1 pseudogene is annotated in these 1,242 nt (G+C 67.9%); it reads right to left on the bottom strand.

The window, feature by feature from the left end:
* Positions 1–36: 36 nt before the first annotated feature.
* A pseudogene (locus JK361_RS40555) lies at positions 37–1,235 on the bottom strand (RNA-guided endonuclease InsQ/TnpB family protein).
* Positions 1,236–1,242: the final 7 nt, after the last annotated feature.

Genomic DNA, 1,242 nt, shown 5'->3' with positions numbered 1-1,242 from the left:
GTGACTCCTCCCCCGGCTGAAGCCGGGGGCTTCTCGCTAACCCTGGCGGGCGTCGCGACGGACCAGCCCGGCCCGTAGAACGTTCAGAGCGCCCACCGTGTCAGCGTGCGCCTGGTGGTCGCACTCCTGACAGTGGAACTTCTCCTGGGTGGGCCGGTTCTCCTTGGCGTGTTCCCGCATGCGGGGCACCGCCGGGAGGTGTTGCGGGGATCCACGGCCATCACTTCCCGTCCGGCACTCTCAGCCTTGGCGTTCAGGATCGCGAGGAACACCCCCCAACCGGCATCCGAGATCGACTTGTTCAGCCCGGCCTTGGCGGCAGCGCCGTTGGGCAGGAACGTGCCCGGCTGGTCGGGGTCGGGCTTGGGTGCGGGGGTTCGCACCATGTTGCGGATTTTGAGGTCTTCGTGCGCGATGAAGTCGTGCTGACGCACGAGGTCGAGCGCGGTCTTGTGGGCGTGGTCGAGGCGTTGGCGGCGGACCTTGCGGTGAAGATCGGCAACGCGCTGGACGGCCCTGCGGCGGCGGTTGCTGCGCCGCTTGCAACGGCTGAGGGCCTGCTGTGCGGCTTCGAGCTTCGCGGCGGCCTTCTGGCCGTGGCGGGGGTTGGGCGCGAACTCGCCGTTGGAGTCGGCGAGGAAGTTGGCTATGCCCATGTCGATGCCGACTACGCTGCCGGTCGCCGGAAGCGGATCGGTCTCGGGCTGTTCGGCGGTGAGGATGACGTACCAGCGCTTGCCCTCGCGCTTGGCGCTGACCGTCTTGACCTTGCCGACCACCGGCCGGTGCTGGTTGACCTTGACGTGACCCACGCCCTGGAAGCGGACGCGGGTCACTGGGTCGTGCGGGGTGGAGTCCCAACGACATCCGTCGCCGTTCTTCGGGAAGTCCACCGTGTCGAACCAGTTCACACCCCGGAAGCGGGGATAGCCGGGCGTCTCACCGGACTTGACCCGGCGGAAGAACGCCGCGAACGCCTTGTCCAGACGGCGCAACGTGGCCTGCTGCGAGGAGAACGACCAGCGGCCTTGATGCTCCGGATCGAACGTCCGGATCTCCTTGAGCTGCGCGGACTGCTGCCCGTACTTGATCGACGTCCTGGAGACGTGCCGGTAAGCGTCGCGGCGCTCCTGGAGCGCCCCGTTGTAGAGCGAGCAGTGATCCCGAAGCATCTCGGCGAGCGCCTGCGTCTGGCCCACGGTGGGCCGCATGAGGAACTTGTACGCACGGATCATCCGGCCC

The sequence above is a fragment of the Streptomyces musisoli genome (assembly GCF_016741855.1).
Taxonomy (GTDB): Bacteria; Actinomycetota; Actinomycetes; order Streptomycetales; family Streptomycetaceae; genus Streptomyces; species Streptomyces musisoli.
Note: the sequence above shows the minus strand (reverse complement) of the source record. Positions and strands in the feature narration are given on the sequence as shown.